Consider the following 16,142-nt stretch of genomic DNA (forward strand, 5'->3'; position numbering starts at 1 on the left):
TGTCCCCTTCGTCTAGTGGCCTAGGACACCGCCCTTTCACGGCGGTAACAGGGGTTCGAGTCCCCTAGGGGACGCCACGATTACCCGCTCTGCGGGATTTTTAAGGGTCATTCAATTATTGAATGGCCCTTTTGTTTGTCTGGCGTTTGGGTTTTTGCCCACCCTGGGTTACGGCATTCGTCGAACCACATGGGCAGTGCGCAAGGATTTGTTGATGCGCGCCAGTTCCTGCGCAGGGCTGACTTCCGGGCCCTGGTTCTGGGCGTTCACCAGTGCGACGTTCCACATTTCCACACGAATACCTGGCAGGCGCGACAGTGCGCGCAGGCAGGCCTGGTCTTGCGGGTCGTTCGGGTGATAGATGTTGGCGGTCTCGATGACCAGCGTGGTATTCGGAAAGCGCAGCTGAATCTCTTCCATGTATTGCTTGAACAGCACGCAGCATTGTCGGCACGGTGAGTTGTTGATGCTTACCACGATCTCTTGATAGCCGGCATCGAATACCCATTCATTGGCACGCAACGCCTCCAGGAAGTTGGCTTCGGCGTGGCCGTCCCGGTCGTTGAAGAATTTGCCGAATGGCTGGTTGCCCACACCTTCCGCTTCGATCTTCGAAATCAGCACGGTGCGAAAGCCGCTGATGAAGTTGGCCTTGTACTCATTGTCAAAGACGTAGGGGGCTTCGCCGGCCACCCATGCGCAGTTTTCGTTTTGCTGCGTCCAGGCCATGACGTTCTCTCCGCTGTAGGGTTCGTTGCATCGACAACGGCTGAAGCGACGGTTTTATTCCATTTATTTGCATGCGCTGCTCAGACGAGCGGTCATGCTGGTGGCTTGCCAAATATTATTATGGTAATAATATTCAACCCATGAGAAACGGAGGCTTTGATGAGCGATAAAAAAGCGCAAACCCGCGAACGCATTCTGCAGGCTGCCAGTGCGGCCTTGATCCAGCGCGGCCCGGCCGAGCCGAGCGTCGGGGAAGTCATGGGGGCGGCAGGGCTCACCGTCGGTGGGTTCTACGCGCACTTCGAAAGCAAGGACGCGCTGATGCTGGAGGCTTTCACCCAGCTGTTGGCCAAGCGCCGTGCGTCGATTGACGACATGGACGAGCAGCTGACCGGCGAAGAGCGCAGGAGCCTGGTAGCCGCGTTCTACCTGTCGCGCAAGCACCGTGACTCCACGGCCCAGGCTTGCCCGATTCCCGCCACTGTCGGCGAGATGGCCCGCTTGCCGGACACCTTTCGCGAAGCCTTGAACGAACACGTGGAGCTGATGGCTGCCCAATTGGCCGCCAGCCCCGAAGACACCGACAAGGCCCTGGCCGACATGGCCTTGATGATCGGCGGCCTGGCCTTGGCTCGCGCCTTGGGCCCGGGTGAGTTGTCCGACCGTGTACTCCGTGCAGCCAAGTCGGCCGTGCGCTAAGAGAGGATTCGCATCATGGGCGCCCTGACATGGATTCGTGGTTTCAATAACACCGTTGGCCGCCTGGCGCCGCACACGGTGGCGAGCAAGATGCGGCGTACCTTCATGACCCCGCGCGACCTGCCGCCGCGTGACTGGGAGCTGCCACTGCTGGCGCAATCGGAGCGCATCACTTTGCGTTTCGGTCTGTCCGCCCTGCGTTGGGGGCAAGGCCCAGCGGTGCTGTTGATGCACGGCTGGGAAGGGCGTCCAACACAGTTCGCCAGCCTGATCAGTGCCCTGGTGCAAAACGGGTATTCGGTGATTGCCCTGGATGGCCCGGCCCACGGTCGCTCGCCGGGGCGTGAGGCGCACGTGCTGCTGTTCGCCCGTGCCATGCTTGAGGCGGCCAATGAGTTGCCACCCTTGCACGCCGTGGTCGGTCACTCCATGGGCGGCGCCAGCGCGATGCTGGCGGTGCAACTGGGGCTGCGTACCGAGGCGCTGGTCAGTATTGCTGCGCCGTCGCGTTTCCTGGATGTGCTGCGCGGCTTTACCCGGATGGTAGGTTTGCCGCCGCGTGCGCGCTCGGCGTTTATCCAGGAGGTCGAATTGACCTTCGGCATGCCGCTCAAGCACCTGGATGTGGCTCGCTACCAGATGAATATGCCGGGCCTGATCGTACATGCCGAAGACGACACGTTCGTACCGGTCAAGGCGTCCCAGGCCATCCACGAGGCCTGGTTTGATAGCCGCCTGCTGCGCCTGGAGCAGGGCGGGCACCAGCGCGTGTTGGCCGATCCCCGTGTGATCGAGGGCGTATTGGCCCTGCTGGCCGGCCGTCGTGTGCAGGAGCGGCAAACCGCCTGATACACTGCCCCCGCCGACATCAATCGACTGGAGCAAGGCATGGGCTGGGATCTGGCAACACCGTTCATCATCGACCTGCAGGTCGCCGCTGAAGACATCGACGGCCTGGGGCACGCCAATAACGCGGTGTACGTGTCCTGGCTGGAGCGCTGCGCGTGGCGCCATTCCCAGCGCTTGGGGCTGGACCTTACCGAATATCGCCGCCTGGACCGTGCCATGGCGGTGGTGCGCCATGAGATCGACTACCTGGCCGCCGGCTATGAGGGCGACGAGCTGCAACTGGCCACCTGGATCGTCGACTGGGACCAGCGCCTGAAAATGACCCGCCGCTTCCAACTGGTACGCCCGAGCGATGGTGCGACCCTGCTGCGTGCCCAGACCACCTTTGTGTGCATCGAACTGTCCACGGGCAAGCCCAAGCGCATGCCGGCCGAGTTCCTCGACGGTTACGGCCCGGCGCTGCGCAACTGACGGGGGGTTAGCGGTTGCAGTGGGAAACCCAGTAAACTGCGCCACGATTTTTGTTGAGTGTTTTCCATGCAAATTGCTTTGGCGCCCATGGAGGGGTTGGTCGACAACATCCTGCGGGACGTGCTGACCCGCGTCGGCGGGATCGACTGGTGTGTGACCGAGTTCATCCGCGTCAACGATCGCCTGCTCACCCCGGCCTATTTCCACAAGCTCGCCCCGGAGCTGCTGCACGGTGCCCACACCGCGGCGGGCGTGCCGCTGCGTGTGCAATTGCTGGGTTCCGACCCGGTGTGCCTGGCGGAAAACGCCGCCCTGGCCTGTGAGTTGGGCTCGCAAGTGATCGACCTGAACTTCGGCTGCCCCGCCAAAACCGTGAACAAGTCCCGTGGTGGAGCGGTGCTGCTCAAGGAGCCGGAGCTGCTCAATCAGATCGTTGAGCACGTACGTCGCGCGGTGCCCGCGCATATCCCGGTGACTGCCAAGATGCGCCTGGGCTTCGACAGCCCGGACGGCGCGCTGGTGTGCGCCACGGCCCTGGCCGAAGGTGGCGCGGCGCATATCGTGGTGCATGCGCGCACCAAGACCGATGGCTACAAGCCGCCCGCGCACTGGGAGTGGATCCCGCGTGTGCAGGACGTGGTCAAGGTGCCGGTGTTTGCCAATGGCGACATCTGGAGCGTCGAAGACTGGAAGCGCTGCCGTGAAGTCAGCGGCGCCGAAGACATCATGCTCGGCCGTGGCCTGGTGGCACGTCCCGACCTGGCGCGCCAGATCGCTGCGGCGCGGGCCGGTGAAGAGGTCGTGGAAATGACCTGGGCGCAGATGCAGCCCATGCTTCAGGACTTCTGGACCCAGTCGGTCGAGCAACTGACCGAACGCCAGGCGCCGGGCCGCTTGAAACAATGGCTGGCAATGTTGACGCGCAATTACCCCGAGGCGGTGGAGTTGTTCACGGCCTTGCGCCGTGAGACCGACCTGGAGCAGGTCAGCCGCTTGCTGGGCATGCCCCATCCCGCCGTCGCGGCATAACAACACCTCCTCCAGAAAGGGCGCCATTGGCGCCCTTTTCTTATTGTGAAATGTGATGCGCGGAACTGAGCAGCGCCGGATTCCACGAACCGGGGGCACATACTTCAGGAATCATGGCCCATGAATGCTCCGATATTAAATACCCCCGTCTTTACACCGCCGCCTCGGCATCTGTTCCCAACCGAGCAGCCCTCCACGCCCGAGAAGGAAAAAACGAAGCGTTGGGTCAGTGCGTTCGACGTCGCTGAACGCCGGTTTGGTGAGCACTTCGACACCAGCACCCATGCTGCTGTGATCAAGATGATGATGGCGACGTTAGGCCCAAAACCTAACGATATGTTTGATCACGTCATGCCTTCCGGTAACGGTTATCACGTGGTGATGAAGGACGAATTCAAGCTCCACCTCTCTCAGGATGAGCTGAATCAAGTGGCGCAGGCATCGCGGTTCAGTGGTAATGACACTGAGACCGTCAGGACGGCCAACTTTGCGTTGGCGGTGTTTGTGAAGCGCAAGCAGAGCGTGGGCGGCTATGCCAGCTTTGAAGCTGCCCTGGCGAAGACGCTTGAGGGTGAAACCACTTTGAGATGTTTGAAGGGCATGGGGGTGTATGGGCTTTGTCAGTATGTGTCGCCGAGTGAAATGGTTGGCGAAGGCGTAGTCGCAGTGATGGGCGTGCGTAATTTTGGCAGTGCACTGATGGTGGGAGGGGTCGGGCAAGACCATGGCTGGCCCTGCAAAGTGGGTAACAATTATGGCTACAGAATGTTCGCTGGCCCGCCTCAGTCGAGTCGGCTCGTAGATCAGTCGCCTGCCAGCGAAAAACCTAAAGACATATGGGGCGGCTTTTATCAGGGGCAGGAGGGTAACTGCGTGACCGTGTCGGCGATCAAGGCGGCCATGATGCGATTCGGGCAAGACCCGCGTGACATATACAGGCAGGTCACTGCAACTCCCGGTGGTTTCGACGTGATCATGCGAGATTCTTTCAGGCTCACGCTGAGCCACGAAGAGTTGCGCAAGGCCAGGAGTGCTTCGAACTTCGTTGGCAGCGATGCGGCACTTTTGGAAAATGCCAACTTCTTGTATGCCGTGAGCGCCAAGCGTGCACAGTTGGAAAACAACGACTTCCGCGCCGGAAGTAGTTTCGATGTGTCGATGGAGACGCTTAACGATGGTGAGATGTCAGGTGAAGCGTTGAGTCGACTGGGGTTGAGCGCCTACATTCGGGCAAGCGACGCAAATGAGTTGGCGCAGGGCGCCATTGGTACCTTGGCTGACGGGCACCATTCGGTGGTTGTGATTGACGGTGCGATCGATTTGTTCGGGATGAAGCAGTCGTTGCGCTCATCCTCGTGGATAAACAAAGGTCTCTGGGCGCTCAAACTGGTATGACCGTTATCCCAACAACCGCCTGAACCCCTCAATCGGCAACGGCCGGCTATGCAAATACCCCTGGAACACATGGCAACCCAGCCTCTGCAAAAACGCCAGTTGCTCCTCGGTTTCCACGCCCTCGGCAATCACTTCCAGATTCAAGCTGCGCGCCATGGCCACGATGGCGCGGATAATTTCCGCGTCGTTGGGGTCGTGGGTCGCATCGCGCACAAACGACTGGTCGATCTTCAGCGCATCCACCGGCAGGCGCTTGAGATAGGTGAGCGAGGAGTAGCCGGTGCCGAAATCATCCATCGCAAAGCTCACGCCGAGTTTTTTCAGGCGGCGCATCTTGCTGATGGTGTCGTCCAGGTTCTGGATCACGATGCCTTCGGTGATCTCCAGCTTCAGCAGGCTGCACGGCAGGTCGTGCTGGCTGAGGCTGCGCTGCACCCGTTCGACAAAGTCGTTCTGGCGAAACTGGCGCGGGCTGATGTTCACGCACAGGCTGAACTTCAGCGGGTCTACCAGGCCGTCGGCAATCAATTGCTGAAAGGCGGCACAGGCTTCATCGAGAATCCAGGTGCCCACTTCCAGGATCAGGCCGCTGTCTTCCAGCACCTTGATGAACTCGGTGGGTGACTGCGCGCCCAGTTGCGGGTGCTGCCAGCGCACCAGGGCTTCGGCGCCGATGATCTGGTTGCCGCGTGCATCCACCTGAGGCTGGTAATGCACGCTGAACTCGCCGCGTGACAAGGCCAGGCGCAGGTCAGTTTCCATGCGCAGCCGTTCGCTGGCGGTTCTTTGCATGCTGTTGTGGAACATTTGCGTGGTGTTGCGCCCCGAATCCTTGGCGCGGTACAGGGCGATGTCGGCGCGCTTGAGCAGGTCGGCAGGGGTGGAGCCGTGATCGGGGATCAGCGCCACACCGATGCTGGGCGTGACCTGCAGGCGGTGGCCGTCGAGGAACATCGGCTCCGAGAGCAGCTCGCGCAGGGTGTCGGCCAGTTCCTGCACCTGGGCGCTGACTTCAGTGCGCGTGCCGTCCAGGCCGCTGAGCAGCACCACAAACTCGTCGCCACCCAGGCGTGCCACGGTGTCTTCCATGCGCACGCTGGCTTCCAGGCGAGCGGTGACGATTTTCAGCACGGTGTCGCCCACCGGGTGCCCCAGCGAATCGTTGATGTGCTTGAAGTGGTCCAGGTCGAGGAACAGCAGCGCGCCGCGCAGGTTGTGGCGCTTGAGCAGGGCGATCTGCTGGCTCAGGCGGTCCATCAGCAGGGCGCGGTTGGGCAGGTTGGTCAGCGGGTCGTGGTAGGCCAGGTGGCGGATCTGCGCCTGGGCATTTTTCAGCAGGCTCACATCACGGGCGGTCAGCAGCAGGCAGGGCATTTCGTTGAGGGTGATCGGCTCCACCGACACCTCCACTGCCAGCAACTCGCCACGCTTGTTGTGCCAGAGCATTTCCAGATGGTGGATGCGCCCCTTGATCTGCAACTCGGCCAGCAGTGCAGCGCGCTGGTTTTCATCGGCCCAGATGCCGATCTGGTACAGGGTGAGGCCGATGGCTTCTTCGGCGCGATAACCGGTCAACCGGCAGAACCCGTCATTGACCTCCACGTACCGGCCGGTATCGCGCTCGGTGATGGAGATGGCGTCGGGGCTGGAATGGAAGGCCTTGGCGAACTTCTCTTCGCTGGCCTTCAGCGCCGCTTCCGAACGCTGTTGCTGGGTAATATCGCGCAAGGTGGTGACGATGCACGGTTGGTCGCCGACCTTGATCAGCCGGCTGGAAATCACACAGGTCAGGCTCTGGCCGTTCTTGTGGTGCACCACAATCGCCACGTTGCTCAATGATTGCTCGCGAATCACCCGCTCAATGCGTTGCAGGCGCTTGCTCGAATCGTCCCACAGGCCGATCTGCTCGGCGCTCTTGTCGATGACCTCGGCGGCCGTCCAGCCAAACGTCTGGGTAAAGGCCGGGTTGATCTCGATGAACTCGCCGCTGTCCAGGCACGTGACGCAGATGGGGTCGGGACTGGCCTGGAACAGGCTGGCGAACTTTTCTTCGGAGGCGGTCAGGCGTTGCTCGCGCTCCACCTGGTCAGTGATGTCCAGCAAGGTGCCGGCCATGCGCAGCGGCTTGCCAGCGTCGTCGCGGTACAGGCGGGCGCGGCTTTCCAGGTAGCGCGGGCTGCCGTCCTCCATCAACACGCGATAGGTCAGTTGATAGTTGCCCTCCGGGCCTTCGCGCAGGCTGCGATAGGCGTTGCGCATGCCCTCGCGGTCTTCATCGGACATGCCCTCGAAAAACGCCTCGAAGGATTCATGGAAGGGTTCGGGTGGCAGGCCGTGCAATTGGGCGGCGCGGGCCGAGCCGTAGAGCATGCCGGTAGGGATGTGCCAGTCCCAGGTGCCCAACTGCGCCGAGTCCAGTGCCAGGTCGAGACGTTCCTGGCTGTCCTTGAGAGCCTGCTCGGCGTTTTTGCGCTCGGTGGTGTCGAGGAAGGTGCTGATGAGGTAGGCCTCGCCCTCTAACTCGACCTTCTGCGCGCTGAGGGTGCCGTCATGGATCTGGCCGTTGCTGGCGCAAAACTGCACCTCCATGGTGATCGGCTCGCCCTTGCGCTGGGTGGCCTTGACCAGCAGCGCGCGCTGGTCGGGGTGGCGCCACAGGCCCAGGTCCAGGGTGGTACGGCCGATGACGTCGGCGACCGGCCAGCCGAACAGCATCTCGAAATACTGGTTGGCCTCGCTGATCAGGCCGTCGGACTGGCGGGTGAGCAGTACCATGTTCGGGCACAGGTGAAACAGCGTGGCGAAGCGTTTTTCGGAGTGGCCAAGGGCGTTTTCCCGTTCGCGCTGGTGGGTGATTTCGCGGATCACCCCGATCATCCGGCGTCGGCCGTTTTTATCCGGCGCCAGGCTGCCGTTGATTTCCAGCCAATGCAGGCTGCCGTCGGGCCATTGGATGCGGTGGTGCATGGCCTGCTCGAACGGCTCGCCGGCCAGCACCGCGTGGAAGGCCCGCACCACGCGGGCGCTGTCTTCGGGGGCGAGCAGGTCGAGGTAGTCCAGGTCCTTGGGCAGCGGCTGGCGGGGGTCGAAGCCGAACAGCGCCTGGGTGCCCCGCGACCAGCTGATGCGCCCGGTGTCGATTTCCCAGCACCATGCACCCAGCCGGGCAGCGTTCAGGGCTGCCAGCAGCTGTGGGGCGCTGTCCCAGCTCTGTTCCGCCTCTTGAGGGTCAAGGGCGTAGATGCGGGGCAGGGGTGGCACGGAATCGACGGGGTTGCGCATTATCAAAGGGCCTTCGCTCAATGGGCGTTCGGCGCGGGTTGGTTCAGGCCTATAGGCCGCACAGCTTCATGCCGGTATCCCTGGCAGATCGACCTGTGCATCCAATAGGCTCATGAAAGCCCGCGCAGCGTTCGACAGCGTCCTTTCGGTGTGCACGATATAGCCTAGCTGGCGACTGAGCTGTATGCCCGGCAAAGCGATGCTTGCCACCTGATCATCGAGCATGGTGCGCGGCAACACGCTCCAGGCCAGGCCGATGGACACCATCATCTTGATAGTTTCCAGGTAGTTAGTGCTCATCGCGATGTTCGGCGTGAGGCCCTGGGCTTCGAACAGCCGGCTGACAATATGGTGGGTAAAGGTGTTGCCACCGGGGAAAACTGCCGGGTGCTTGGCGATATCCGCCAGGCTGACCGTGCCGTTGCTGGTGAGGCTGTGTTCCGGCGCGACCACGAAATCCAGCGGGTCATCCCACACGGGGGTGGCGCTGACGAGGTTGTGCGGGTCGGGTGCCAGGGTGATCACCGCCACTTCGGCGCGGCCGTGGAGGATTTCTTCGTAGGCCACTTCCGAATCGAGGAACTGGATATCCAGCGCGACGTTGGGGTACTCCCGGGTAAAGGTGCGCAGCACCGGGGGCAGGCGGTGCAGGCCAATGTGGTGGCTGGTGGCCAGAGTGAGCCGTCCGCTGACTTCGCCGGTGAGGTTGGTGAGGGCGCGGCGGGTGTCGTCCAGTACGTTGAGGATCTGATAGGCCCGGGGCAGCAAGGCCCTTCCGGCCTCGGTCAGCCCGACTTCACGACCCAGGCGATCGAACAAACGCACCTTCAATTGTTGCTCAAGGCCGGCAATGCGTTTGCTGATCGCCGGTTGGGTCAAGTGAAGGCGTTCACCGGCGCCGGAGAAGCTGCCGGTCTCGGCGATGGCAATAAAGGCGTTGAGGTTGGCCAAGTCCATTGTGGTATTCCAGTTGGTAATCCAAAGCATAAAAAATATGAATTTGAGTTATTTAATGTAGCGCCATACCATCAGCCTCACAAGCCAAAGGGTTATTGAAAAGCCCGGCGTATGACACACCGCTGATGAGGACCGACTGATGGCCGGCAAAACGCTTTACGACAAGCTTTGGGATTCCCATGAAGTGAAACGGCGCGACGATGGTTCGTCGCTGATCTATATCGACCGTCACATCATCCATGAAGTGACCTCGCCCCAAGCGTTCGAAGGCCTGCGGCTGGCCGGGCGCAAGCCTTGGCGCGTAGATTCCATCATCGCCACCCCGGACCACAACGTACCGACTACCCCTGAGCGCAAAGGCGGCATCGACGCCATCGCCGACCAGGTGTCGCGCTTGCAGGTGCAGACCCTCGACGACTATTGCGACGAATATGGCATCACCGAATTCAAGATGAATGACGTGCGTCAAGGGATCGTTCACGTGATCGGCCCGGAGCAGGGCGCCACCTTGCCGGGCATGACCGTGGTCTGCGGCGACTCCCACACCTCCACCCACGGTGCGTTCGGCGCCTTGGCCCATGGCATCGGCACCTCCGAGGTGGAACATGTGTTCGCCACCCAGTGCCTGGTCGCCAAGAAAATGAAAAACATGTTGGTCAAGGTCGAGGGCACCTTGCCGTTCGGCGTGACCGCCAAGGACATCGTGCTCGCCGTGATCGGCAAGATCGGCACCGCCGGCGGTAACGGCCACGCCATCGAGTTCGCCGGCAGCGCCATCCGCGATCTGTCCATCGAAGGCCGCATGACCATCTGCAACATGTCCATCGAAGCCGGTGCTCGCGTGGGCATGGTGGCAGCGGACGAAAAGACCGTTGAATACGTAAAAGGTCGTCCATTTGCACCCGCGGGTGCTGACTGGGACGCTGCCGTTGAAGCCTGGAAAGACCTGGTCTCCGACGCCGATGCGGTGTTCGACACCGTGGTTGAACTCGACGCTGCCCAGATCAAGCCGCAAGTCAGCTGGGGCACCTCGCCGGAAATGGTGTTGGCCGTCGACCAGAACGTGCCGGACCCGGCTAAAGAAGCCGATTTGGTCAAGCGTGGTTCCATCGAGCGCGCCTTGAAGTACATGGGTTTGCAGGCCAACCAGGCCATCACCGACATTCAGTTGGATCGCGTATTTATCGGTTCCTGCACCAACTCGCGGATCGAAGACCTGCGCGCCGCAGCCGTCATCGCCAAGGGCCGCAAGGTGGCCTCGACCATCAAGCAAGCCATCGTGGTGCCGGGCTCAGGCCTGGTGAAGGCGCAAGCCGAAGCCGAAGGCCTGGACAAGATTTTCCTCGAGGCCGGTTTTGAATGGCGCGAGCCAGGCTGCTCGATGTGCCTGGCGATGAACCCGGACCGTTTGGAGTCGGGCGAGCATTGCGCGTCTACCTCCAACCGTAACTTCGAAGGCCGCCAGGGTGCCGGTGGGCGTACTCACCTGGTCAGCCCGGCCATGGCCGCTGCTGCTGCCGTCAACGGTCGTTTCATCGACGTTCGCGAATTGATCTGAGGAATACCCGATGCGTGCTTTTACCCAACACACCGGCCTTGTCGCTCCTTTGGACCGTGCCAACGTCGACACCGACCAGATCATCCCCAAGCAGTTCTTGAAGTCGATCAAACGCACCGGTTTCGGCCCTAACCTGTTCGACGAGTGGCGTTACCTGGACGTGGGCTACGCCTACCAGGACAACTCCAAGCGCCCGCTGAACAAGGACTTCGTGCTCAACGCCGAACACTACCAAGGCGCCAGCGTGCTGCTGGCCCGCGAGAACTTCGGTTGCGGTTCCAGCCGTGAACACGCGCCATGGGCCCTGGAAGAATATGGCTTTCGCAGCATCATCGCGCCGAGCTACGCCGACATCTTCTTCAACAACAGCTTCAAGAACGGCTTGCTGCCGATCATCCTGAGCGATGCCGAAGTGGACGAGCTGTTCAAGCAAGTGGAAGCCGAGGAGGGCTACCAGCTCACCGTCGACCTGGCCGCGCAAACCGTGACCCGTCCGGATGGCAAGGTGTATCACTTTGAAGTGGACGCTTTCCGCAAGCACTGCCTGATCAACGGCCTGGACGACATCGGCCTGACCTTGCAGGACGGCGATGCGATTGCCGCGTTTGAGGCCAGGCACCGGGCGAGCCAGCCTTGGTTGTTTCGCGATGCCTGATTGGCGGTAGACCGTGCGGGCCCCATCGCGGGCAAGCCCGGCTCCCACATTGGAATGCACTCCAACTGTGGGAGCTGGCTTGCCTGCGATAGCGCCCGTACCAACACCCCAAAACCCAAGGAAAACCACCATGACCACCACCGCCCACACCCAAGTCGTGCAAAAACAATTCGGCGAGCAAGCCTCCGCCTACCTGAGCAGTGCCGTGCACGCCCAAGGCACCGAATTTGCTCTGCTGCAGGCCGAACTGGCCGGGCAGGGCAGTGCGCGACTGCTGGATTTGGGGTGTGGTGCCGGTCATGTCAGCTTCCACGTGGCGCCGCTGGTTAAAGAAGTGGTGGCCTACGACCTGTCCCAGCAGATGCTCGATGTGGTCGCAGCCGCTGCGAAAGACCGTAACCTGGGCAACATCCGCACCGTGCACGGCGCCGCTGAGCGTTTGCCGTTCGCCGATGCTGAGTTCGACTTCGTGTTCAGCCGTTACTCGGCCCACCACTGGAGCGACCTCGGCCTGGCCCTGCGAGAAGTGCGCCGGGTGCTGAAGCCGGGCGGCATGGCGGCCTTTGTCGATGTCTTGTCACCGGGCAGCCCGCTGTTGGACACTTACCTGCAAACCGTCGAAGTGCTGCGCGACACCAGCCACGTGCGCGACTACAGCGCCGCCGAGTGGATGCAGCAGCTCAGCGAGTCCGGCCTGCATGTGCGCAACAGCAGCCGCCAGCGCCTGCGCCTGGAATACACCTCGTGGGTCGAGCGCATGCGCACGCCAGAGGTGCTGCGCGCAGCCATCCTTGAGCTGCAACAGGCGATGGGTCAGGAAGTGCGTGATTACTACGACATTCAAGCCGACGGCACCTTCAGCACCGACGTGCTGGTGGTCTTTGCCGAGCGCTGATTGATTTTTCCCGACCTGCCCACGGGCGGGTCGCTTGATGAAATGAGGAACCCATGAGCAAGCAGATTCTGATTCTCCCTGGCGACGGTATTGGTCCGGAAATCATGGCCGAAGCGGTCAAAGTCCTGGAACTCGCCAACAGCAAGTACAGCCTGGGCTTCGAACTGAGCCACGACGTGATCGGCGGCGCCGCCATCGACAAGCACGGCGTACCGCTGGCCGATGAGACCCTGGACCGCGCCCGTGCGGCCGACGCCGTACTGCTCGGCGCCGTGGGTGGCCCGAAATGGGACAAGATCGAGCGTGACATCCGCCCTGAGCGCGGCCTGCTGAAGATCCGTGCGCAATTGGGCCTGTTCGGCAACCTGCGCCCGGCAATCCTCTATCCGCAACTGGCTGACGCGTCGAGCCTCAAGCCGGAAGTGGTCGCGGGCCTGGACATCCTGATCGTGCGCGAGCTGACCGGCGGTATCTACTTCGGCTCGCCACGCGGCGTGCGCGAGCTGGAAAATGGCGAGCGCCAGGCCTACGACACCCTGCCGTACAGCGAGAGCGAGATCCGCCGTATCGCTCGTGTCGGTTTCGACATGGCCCGCGTGCGTGGCAAGAAGGTCTGCTCGGTCGACAAGGCAAACGTGTTGGCCTCCAGCCAGCTGTGGCGCGAAATCGTCGAAGAAGTGGCCAAGGACTACCCGGACGTCGAACTGAGCCACATGTACGTCGATAACGCCGCCATGCAACTGGTGCGCGCGCCCAAGCAGTTCGACGTGATTGTCACCGACAACCTGTTCGGCGACATCCTGTCCGACCAGGCTTCGATGCTCACCGGTTCCATCGGCATGCTGCCGTCGGCGTCCCTGGACACCAACAACAAGGGCATGTACGAGCCTTGCCACGGCTCGGCACCGGACATCGCAGGACAAGGCATTGCCAACCCGCTGGCGACCATTCTGTCGGTATCGATGATGCTGCGTTACAGCTTCAACCTGAGTGAAGCGGCGGACGCGATCGAGAAGGCCGTGAGCCTGGTGCTGGACCAGGGTTTGCGCACCGGCGACATCTGGTCGCAGGGTTGCACCAAGGTTGGAACGCAAGAAATGGGCGACGCAGTAGTCGCCGCGCTGCGGAATCTGTAATCTCTCGGGCCCCCTTGCAGAAGTTTGCTGCAGGCGGCCCACTTTTTAACAAGGTGTAGTTGCGATGAAACGTGTAGGTCTGATCGGTTGGCGCGGTATGGTCGGTTCCGTGCTCATGCAGCGGATGCTGGAAGAGCAGGATTTCGATCTTATTGAGCCGGTGTTTTTCACCACTTCGAATGTGGGTGGCCAAGGGCCGTCCGTGGGCAAGGATATTGCCCCGCTCAAGGACGCCTACAGCATTGAAGAGCTGAAAACCCTCGACGTGATTGTGACCTGCCAGGGTGGCGACTACACCAGCGAAGTCTTCCCCAAGCTGCGCGAAGCCGGCTGGCAGGGTTACTGGATCGACGCCGCGTCGAGCCTGCGCATGCAGGACGACGCCGTGATCATCCTCGACCCGGTGAACCGCAAGGTCATCGACCAGCAGCTGGATGCGGGCACCAAGAACTACGTCGGCGGCAACTGCACCGTCAGCCTGATGCTGATGGGCCTGGGTGGCTTGTTCGAAGCCGGCCTGGTCGAGTGGATGAGTGCCATGACCTATCAGGCGGCCTCCGGTGCTGGCGCGCAGAACATGCGTGAACTGATCAAGCAGATGGGCGCGACCCACGCCGCCGTGGCCGATCAACTGGCCGACCCGGCCAGCGCGATCCTCGACATTGACCGCCGTGTGGCCGAAGCCATGCGCAGCGATGCGTACCCGACCGAGAACTTCGGCGTGCCATTGGCCGGTAGCCTGATCCCGTGGATCGACAAGGAACTGCCGAACGGCCAGAGCCGTGAAGAGTGGAAGGCCCAGGCCGAGACCAACAAGATCCTCGGTCGCTTCAAGAACCCGATCCCGGTGGATGGCATCTGCGTGCGTATCGGCGCGATGCGCTGCCACAGCCAGGCGCTGACCATCAAGCTGAACAAAGACGTGCCGATCGCCGATATCGAAGCGTTGATCAGCCAGCACAACCCATGGGTCAAGCTGGTGCCGAACAACCGCGACATCAGCATGCAGGAGCTGAGCCCGACCAAGGTCACCGGCACCCTGAACGTACCGGTGGGCCGCCTGCGCAAGCTGAACATGGGCACCCAGTACCTGGGCGCGTTCACCGTTGGCGACCAACTGCTGTGGGGCGCGGCCGAACCGCTGCGCCGCATGCTGCGGATCCTGCTGGAGCGTTGATCGCGTAAGGCAATCAGAAAACCCGCGACTGGTGACAGGCGCGGGTTTTTTGTTGTCCTTGAGACCCCATCGCAGGCAAGCCAGCTCCCACATTTTGATTTGTGAGCACGGTCAAATGTGGGAGCTGGCTTGCCTGCGATGGGGCCATCAGCTTCACCACAAAAACTGGCCCAATTACCCCACCACCCGGTAAAGTGCCGCTCCCCCCGCAATGCCCGAGGCAGCCCCCATGACCCAGACCTTTGATATCGCCGTGATTGGCGCCACCGGCACTGTCGGTGAAACCCTGGTGCAGATCCTCGAAGAACTGGACTTCCCGGTGGGCGCCCTGCATTTGCTGGCTGGCAGCAACTCGGCGGGTGCGTCGGTGCCGTTTCGCGGCAAGAACGTGCGGGTCAAGGAAGTCGACGAGTTCGACTTCAGCAAGGTGCAGTTGGCGTTCTTTGCCGCGGGCCCGGCCGTGACCTTGAGCTTCGCCCCGCGCGCAACGGCGGCGGGTTGCTCGGTGATCGACCTGTCTGGCGCCTTGCCGGGTGACCAGGCACCCCAAGTCGTGCCGGAAGCCAATGCCCACGTACTTGATGGTCTGAAGAAGCCGTTTCAGCTCGGCAGCCCAAGCCCATCGGCGACCAATCTGGCGGTGGTGCTGGCGCCATTGCGCAGCTTGCTGGACATCCAGCGTGTCAGTGTCACTGCCAACCTTGCAATCTCTGCCCAAGGCCGCGAAGCCGTCAGCGAGTTGGCTCGTCAAACGGCCGAGCTGTTGAACGTACGCCCGATGGAACCTCAGTTTTTTGATCGCCAGGTAGCCTTCAACCTGCTGGCCCAGGTCGGCAAGTCAGATGCCCAAGGTCATACAGCCCTGGAGAAGCGCCTCGTACACGAGCTGCGCGCCGTGCTGGAAATGCCTTTGCTGAAGATTTCCGCAACCTGCGTTCAAGCCCCGGTGTTTTTTGGCGATAGCCTGACTGTGTCATTGCAATTGGGCGCGCCGGTCGATCTGGCAGCGGTCAACCGCGTGCTTGACGCCGCACCGGGTATCGAGCTGGTCGAGGAGGGGGATTACCCAACGGCCGTGGGCGATGCGGTGGGCCAGGACGTGGTCTACGTGGGCCGGGTTCGCGCAGGTGTGGATGACCCCGCGGAACTAAATCTGTGGCTGACGTCAGATAACGTACGCAAAGGCGCCGCCCTGAATGCGGTACAGCTGGCGCAGTTGTTGATAAAAGGCCTTGTGTAAAAGATACTTGGCGGCAATTTGTAGATTGATTCTAGCCAGGCGCTATGCTTGGCCCCAAGCAGCAAAAGAT

The 16,142-nt window shown here is 61.8% G+C and carries 14 protein-coding genes and 1 tRNA gene; 12 read left to right on the top strand and 3 right to left on the bottom strand.

The window, feature by feature from the left end:
* Window position 1: 1 nt before the first annotated feature.
* Window positions 2-77: transfer RNA gene (locus AC07OV_RS22590), tRNA-Glu, on the top strand.
* Window positions 78-168: 91 nt separating this feature from the next.
* Here the strand turns inward: AC07OV_RS22590 and AC07OV_RS22595 are convergent.
* Window positions 169-729: a hypothetical protein gene (locus tag AC07OV_RS22595; RefSeq protein WP_176998709.1), complete on the bottom strand. Its 561-nt coding sequence runs from the start codon at window positions 727-729 to the stop codon at window positions 169-171.
* Between the two features lie 159 nt (window positions 730-888).
* On the opposite strand from AC07OV_RS22595, the gene AC07OV_RS22600 reads away from it, so the two are divergent.
* The 5 genes from AC07OV_RS22600 (at window position 889) to AC07OV_RS22620 (ending at window position 5,172) form a co-directional block, all read left to right on the top strand.
* Entirely contained in the window at window positions 889-1,428 is a 540-nt protein-coding gene (locus tag AC07OV_RS22600; protein WP_176998710.1) for a TetR/AcrR family transcriptional regulator, read from the top strand.
* A gap of 15 nt (window positions 1,429-1,443) precedes the next feature.
* Entirely contained in the window at window positions 1,444-2,277 is an 834-nt protein-coding gene (locus tag AC07OV_RS22605; protein WP_494999041.1) for an alpha/beta hydrolase, read from the top strand.
* A 39-nt stretch (window positions 2,278-2,316) separates the two neighbouring features.
* Complete coding sequence (locus AC07OV_RS22610; protein ID WP_176998712.1) at window positions 2,317-2,748, top strand: acyl-CoA thioesterase; 432 nt, start codon at window positions 2,317-2,319, stop codon at window positions 2,746-2,748.
* A gap of 66 nt (window positions 2,749-2,814) precedes the next feature.
* The gene (locus AC07OV_RS22615; protein ID WP_494999042.1) at window positions 2,815-3,777 is read left to right on the top strand and encodes a tRNA dihydrouridine synthase; all 963 of its coding nucleotides are present in this window, start codon (window positions 2,815-2,817) and stop codon (window positions 3,775-3,777) included.
* Between the two features lie 120 nt (window positions 3,778-3,897).
* Window positions 3,898-5,172 (top strand): hypothetical protein, encoded by a 1,275-nt coding sequence (locus tag AC07OV_RS22620; protein WP_495093017.1) that lies wholly within the window; start codon window positions 3,898-3,900, stop codon window positions 5,170-5,172.
* A gap of 3 nt (window positions 5,173-5,175) precedes the next feature.
* On the opposite strand, the gene AC07OV_RS22625 is transcribed toward AC07OV_RS22620, so the two are convergent.
* Together AC07OV_RS22625 and AC07OV_RS22630 are read right to left on the bottom strand one after the other, a co-directional pair.
* Window positions 5,176-8,454: an EAL domain-containing protein gene (locus tag AC07OV_RS22625; protein WP_176998718.1), complete on the bottom strand. Its 3,279-nt coding sequence runs from the start codon at window positions 8,452-8,454 to the stop codon at window positions 5,176-5,178.
* Window positions 8,455-8,520: 66 nt separating this feature from the next.
* On the bottom strand, window positions 8,521-9,411 hold the full coding sequence (locus AC07OV_RS22630; RefSeq protein WP_494999045.1) for a LysR family transcriptional regulator: 891 nt from the start codon (window positions 9,409-9,411) through the stop codon (window positions 8,521-8,523).
* 139 nt (window positions 9,412-9,550) lie between these two features.
* Between AC07OV_RS22630 and leuC the strand changes: the two genes are divergently transcribed.
* From leuC to AC07OV_RS22660, 6 genes are all read left to right on the top strand, one after another.
* The gene (leuC, locus tag AC07OV_RS22635; RefSeq protein WP_176998720.1) at window positions 9,551-10,969 is read left to right on the top strand and encodes a 3-isopropylmalate dehydratase large subunit; all 1,419 of its coding nucleotides are present in this window, start codon (window positions 9,551-9,553) and stop codon (window positions 10,967-10,969) included.
* Window positions 10,970-10,979: 10 nt separating this feature from the next.
* Window positions 10,980-11,624 (top strand): 3-isopropylmalate dehydratase small subunit, encoded by a 645-nt coding sequence (gene leuD / locus AC07OV_RS22640; protein ID WP_495093018.1) that lies wholly within the window; start codon window positions 10,980-10,982, stop codon window positions 11,622-11,624.
* Window positions 11,625-11,754: 130 nt separating this feature from the next.
* A complete protein-coding gene (locus tag AC07OV_RS22645) occupies window positions 11,755-12,519 on the top strand; it encodes a class I SAM-dependent methyltransferase (RefSeq protein WP_495093019.1) in 765 nt (254 codons plus the stop codon).
* Between the two features lie 53 nt (window positions 12,520-12,572).
* Window positions 12,573-13,655: a 3-isopropylmalate dehydrogenase gene (leuB, locus tag AC07OV_RS22650; protein WP_021491199.1), complete on the top strand. Its 1,083-nt coding sequence runs from the start codon at window positions 12,573-12,575 to the stop codon at window positions 13,653-13,655.
* Window positions 13,656-13,719: 64 nt separating this feature from the next.
* Window positions 13,720-14,832: an aspartate-semialdehyde dehydrogenase gene (asd, locus tag AC07OV_RS22655; RefSeq protein ID WP_176998723.1), complete on the top strand. Its 1,113-nt coding sequence runs from the start codon at window positions 13,720-13,722 to the stop codon at window positions 14,830-14,832.
* Between the two features lie 229 nt (window positions 14,833-15,061).
* On the top strand, window positions 15,062-16,072 hold the full coding sequence (locus tag AC07OV_RS22660) for an aspartate-semialdehyde dehydrogenase (RefSeq protein WP_176998724.1): 1,011 nt from the start codon (window positions 15,062-15,064) through the stop codon (window positions 16,070-16,072).
* Window positions 16,073-16,142: the final 70 nt, after the last annotated feature.

The sequence above is a fragment of the Pseudomonas sp. GW821-FHT09A09 genome (assembly GCF_059418405.1).

Coding starts and splice junctions, on each gene's coding strand:
- AC07OV_RS22595 (WP_176998709.1), bottom strand. CDS start 729: ATGGCCTGGACGCAGCAAAACGAAAACTGCGCATGGGTGGCCGGCGAA.
- AC07OV_RS22600 (WP_176998710.1), top strand. CDS start 889: ATGAGCGATAAAAAAGCGCAAACCCGCGAACGCATTCTGCAGGCTGCC.
- AC07OV_RS22605 (WP_494999041.1), top strand. CDS start 1,444: ATGGGCGCCCTGACATGGATTCGTGGTTTCAATAACACCGTTGGCCGC.
- AC07OV_RS22610 (WP_176998712.1), top strand. CDS start 2,317: ATGGGCTGGGATCTGGCAACACCGTTCATCATCGACCTGCAGGTCGCC.
- AC07OV_RS22615 (WP_494999042.1), top strand. CDS start 2,815: ATGCAAATTGCTTTGGCGCCCATGGAGGGGTTGGTCGACAACATCCTG.
- AC07OV_RS22620 (WP_495093017.1), top strand. CDS start 3,898: ATGAATGCTCCGATATTAAATACCCCCGTCTTTACACCGCCGCCTCGG.
- AC07OV_RS22625 (WP_176998718.1), bottom strand. CDS start 8,454: ATGCGCAACCCCGTCGATTCCGTGCCACCCCTGCCCCGCATCTACGCC.
- AC07OV_RS22630 (WP_494999045.1), bottom strand. CDS start 9,411: ATGGACTTGGCCAACCTCAACGCCTTTATTGCCATCGCCGAGACCGGC.
- leuC (WP_176998720.1), top strand. CDS start 9,551: ATGGCCGGCAAAACGCTTTACGACAAGCTTTGGGATTCCCATGAAGTG.
- leuD (WP_495093018.1), top strand. CDS start 10,980: ATGCGTGCTTTTACCCAACACACCGGCCTTGTCGCTCCTTTGGACCGT.
- AC07OV_RS22645 (WP_495093019.1), top strand. CDS start 11,755: ATGACCACCACCGCCCACACCCAAGTCGTGCAAAAACAATTCGGCGAG.
- leuB (WP_021491199.1), top strand. CDS start 12,573: ATGAGCAAGCAGATTCTGATTCTCCCTGGCGACGGTATTGGTCCGGAA.
- asd (WP_176998723.1), top strand. CDS start 13,720: ATGAAACGTGTAGGTCTGATCGGTTGGCGCGGTATGGTCGGTTCCGTG.
- AC07OV_RS22660 (WP_176998724.1), top strand. CDS start 15,062: ATGACCCAGACCTTTGATATCGCCGTGATTGGCGCCACCGGCACTGTC.